3 protein-coding genes and 1 pseudogene are annotated in these 3,177 nt (G+C 31.3%); all 4 read left to right on the top strand.

The features are described from left to right. Nucleotides 1-607: 607 nt before the first annotated feature. A complete protein-coding gene (locus A5867_RS17730) occupies nt 608-1,219 on the top strand; it encodes a protein adenylyltransferase Fic (RefSeq protein WP_087628142.1) in 612 nt (203 codons plus the stop codon). A gap of 61 nt (nt 1,220-1,280) precedes the next feature. Continuing rightward, nucleotides 1,281-1,491 (top strand): annotated as a pseudogene (locus A5867_RS18260) (recombinase family protein); the annotation flags it as partial. 711 nt (nt 1,492-2,202) lie between these two features. Beyond that, nucleotides 2,203-2,538 carry a hypothetical protein gene (locus A5867_RS17725; RefSeq protein ID WP_087628141.1) on the top strand — a complete coding sequence of 112 codons (336 nt, stop codon included), beginning with the start codon at nt 2,203-2,205 and terminating at the stop codon, nt 2,536-2,538. Nucleotides 2,539-2,801: 263 nt separating this feature from the next. Then, nucleotides 2,802-3,177: hypothetical protein (locus A5867_RS17720; protein WP_249270070.1), on the top strand; the 376-nt coding region annotated here is incomplete at its 3' end.

Raw genomic sequence — 3,177 nt, 5'->3', positions numbered from 1 at the left:
TGACTTTGTGGGTAAAATTAAAAGATTTAAAATTTTATTTTATTTTCATATTTTAATCAGTAAGCATACAAATAATATGTTACAAAAAAGAATTGCTATTAAATTATCTAAAATCGGAAAGTCGAAAAAAGTTCTCAATCGTTGATTTAAAATAAAGGATTGATTATCTTCCAATCAAAGAGACAAGAATTGGGGGCGTCTCTTTTAATATGCTTATTTCCAATTTTTTTACGAGACCAACAGAGTATACGCTGTTGGTCTTTCTTCTGAATGAATTATATAAACCGTTCTTGGCGACCAGATATATTGTGAAAATTAGATTTCAAATAATAGAATGTGTATGATTAAATTGTTAAAAAGAGTGTCCAGAAATTAGTCATTTTCTGGACACTCTTTTTAGATACTATGATTGATATGCATTATTATATTTTCGTGTCCATAAACTCATAAATTATTCACTGCTCAATTAAAAATTAAATTTATGAGATTAATTACAAATCTTGAATGGTGACATAAACTTAATAGATTTTGATACACAAATAAATGCTCAGTATAATAGACTTGTGAGTAGTTTATAAACTAATGTCATTAAGTTGGGGGATTTTGCATGATTTTAGATAACAATTTGGGTTTAACCAATCAAGCTGCATTAGACAGGGCTGAAGAAAAACTAAGCAAGCAAAAAGCGAAAAAATTATACGATTCGGGGAAAATAAATGAAATCGAAGTGGGTACTTTTAAAGGCTTAGCTGAAATTCATGAATTTCTCTTTTCAGAGATTTATGATTTTGCTGGAAATATTCGAACGGTCAATATCGCAAAAGGAAATTTTCAATTTGCGCCGGTCATGTACTTGGAGCATTCTTTAAAACATATTGATCAGCTACCGCAAACTTCTTTTGAGGAGATTATAAAAAAATATGTAGAGATGAATATTGCTCACCCTTTTCGTGAAGGAAATGGTCGGACTACTAGAATTTGGCTGGCTCTCATTTTAAAAAAAGAATTGCAAAAGGTTGTAGATTGGAACTTGATCAATAAAGAAGATTACCTTTCGGCAATGGAGCGAAGTCCCATAAATGATTTAGAGATACGCTATCTAATTTCTAAGGCATTGACTGACAAAATTGATGATCGCGAGTTATATATGAAAGGAATCGACGTCAGCTATTTCTATGAAGGTTTCTCCAAATACACGATAGATGATTTGTCAGAGTAGGAGAGATACAAAATATGATTATGCACGTGTCTTAGCCGCATCTCAATGTAAGAAAGAGTAAATTCAAAAACAACTTGTGAACGGTGTTGAGAAGGAGCATTTGTTTCTGGAAAATTTATAGGTATGAGACGGGATCGTCCAACGTTCAATCAGCTGATAGTTGGTCTGAAGCCTGAAGATGAAATCGTTGTTACAAAACTTGGTTGATTGCCCGTAATACACGAGAAGCATTAGAAGTTGACAATTTTTTACTAGATAATAACCTCACGATTAATGAGTATACATACCTCTTAATGACAAATGAAATTTCCTACCTTTGCAGGAGTTTACTTTATTCCTGGTGCTGGACAAATTGCTTTGTCTGAGTCTGAAGCGATTGTATTAGGTGAAATTTCGACCGATGTAAGCACCGAGCATATAAAACAATTAATGATGGGCTAAAGAATCCACAAAATAATGCTGCCAAAGCTCATGGTATTCCTAAAGGTTTACTAGATTCGAATAGTCGTATCAACTTTAGGAATTTTAACCAAAAAGTAAACGGGAAAAATGCTTTGCTTAACAAGATCCTAAAATAGGCTATGCTAAAGAAGATAACGCAGGACATGGCGGAAGAAAGTGGAAAAATAAAAGATAAAACTGGAATAGGAAAGCTTAAACTACATGTAAGGATTAAACTTTCAATCTAACACATAGACCTTTCGATTAGTGCTTTTCCTTTCATGTCATTTTTAAACACTGTGATTGTTTTTATACATTTGCAATGCTATGATTAACTACAACTAAATAAATAGAGATATATTTGAAATTAGGTAACTGTTCATACTGGCTGTGAATCTAATTTCGTTTTGGGTCATTTAGTCAGTGGGGAGATAAATGCTCAGGTTGCGGAAAGAATAGCAGCATGTCCTATAGAATGGTATGAATTAAATGCAGAATATTACAACATTCCTTAAAACAATGAACAAGAGGATGGTTTTTATATGAATTACAATTTGATTTATTATGGTAGAAAAGTTAGAAGATTTTTACTGTTTACCATTAAATTTATCGATGTTTTTTTGTTATATCTAGTGATTGTAAGACAAACGTATTTAGCAATTAAAATTTTTTTGTTTATTGTAATCATATGGATAATAGGGGCTGCAGTTGTATTAATAAGAAGGAAAATCCTGTATGGAACAATAAATGATAGACCAAAAGAAGATGGGTATTTGCATCCAATTCATGACAGAAGAGAAAATATTATGTTGCTAGTATGTGTTATGTTATTAATCATGCAATTATATATTCTTTCTCTGCCATTACCTACTATATAAAATGCTAGTTTCCTATCTTCTGGCTCTCACCGTAATAGTAAATCCAACAAGGGAGTATTTTTTCTGAGGATGAAAGGTAGGCTAAAGAACATAAGAGAGAAAAATGAAAAATACTCAAAATTTGTACTTTTCCAATCGACAATAGTGACAGGGATAAAATACCCACAATTACATTACTGGGATTTTTTTTAAAGATGTCAGATGAAGAGAAGTATATAGCAACTATACAAAATTTTATCAAAATAAAATTAGGAAGGTCCTAAATGAAAACAAAGCTTAGAGGATTAAAGCGCAGATGGAAACTAATGCTAAAAAACTTGGATAATATGGCTGAAACAATTGATTCTACTGACGATGAAATTTTTATTAAAGAATCCTTCCAAGATTTCAACAGGAAAATATCTTCCTCATATAAAATTGAGTTATTTGATAAGCTATTGCATATACTTACTACTAAACAAAAACAAGATGGTAAGCGATGTTATCTATTATGGTATCTTCCCAATGACATATTTGAATCTAGTATTTTAATTTTTAACGGATCTGTTGCATTAGAAAAGTTTATCAAAGAAAGATCCTCTAGTGCTATTGATAGTGGCGAGTATCGGTTATTTTTAAATAAAGTGAACAATCCAGAAA

Source organism: Enterococcus sp. 6D12_DIV0197 (assembly GCF_002174385.1).
GTDB classification, from domain to species: Bacteria; Bacillota; Bacilli; order Lactobacillales; family Enterococcaceae; genus Enterococcus_D; species Enterococcus_D casseliflavus.
This window is presented reverse-complemented; position numbering and strand designations above follow the sequence as displayed.

Bases quoted from the DNA above. Each gene is read 5' to 3' on its own strand.
- A5867_RS17730 (WP_087628142.1), top strand. From the start codon at position 608: ATGATTTTAGATAACAATTTGGGTTTAACCAATCAAGCTGCATTAGAC.
- A5867_RS17725 (WP_087628141.1), top strand. From the start codon at position 2,203: ATGAATTACAATTTGATTTATTATGGTAGAAAAGTTAGAAGATTTTTA.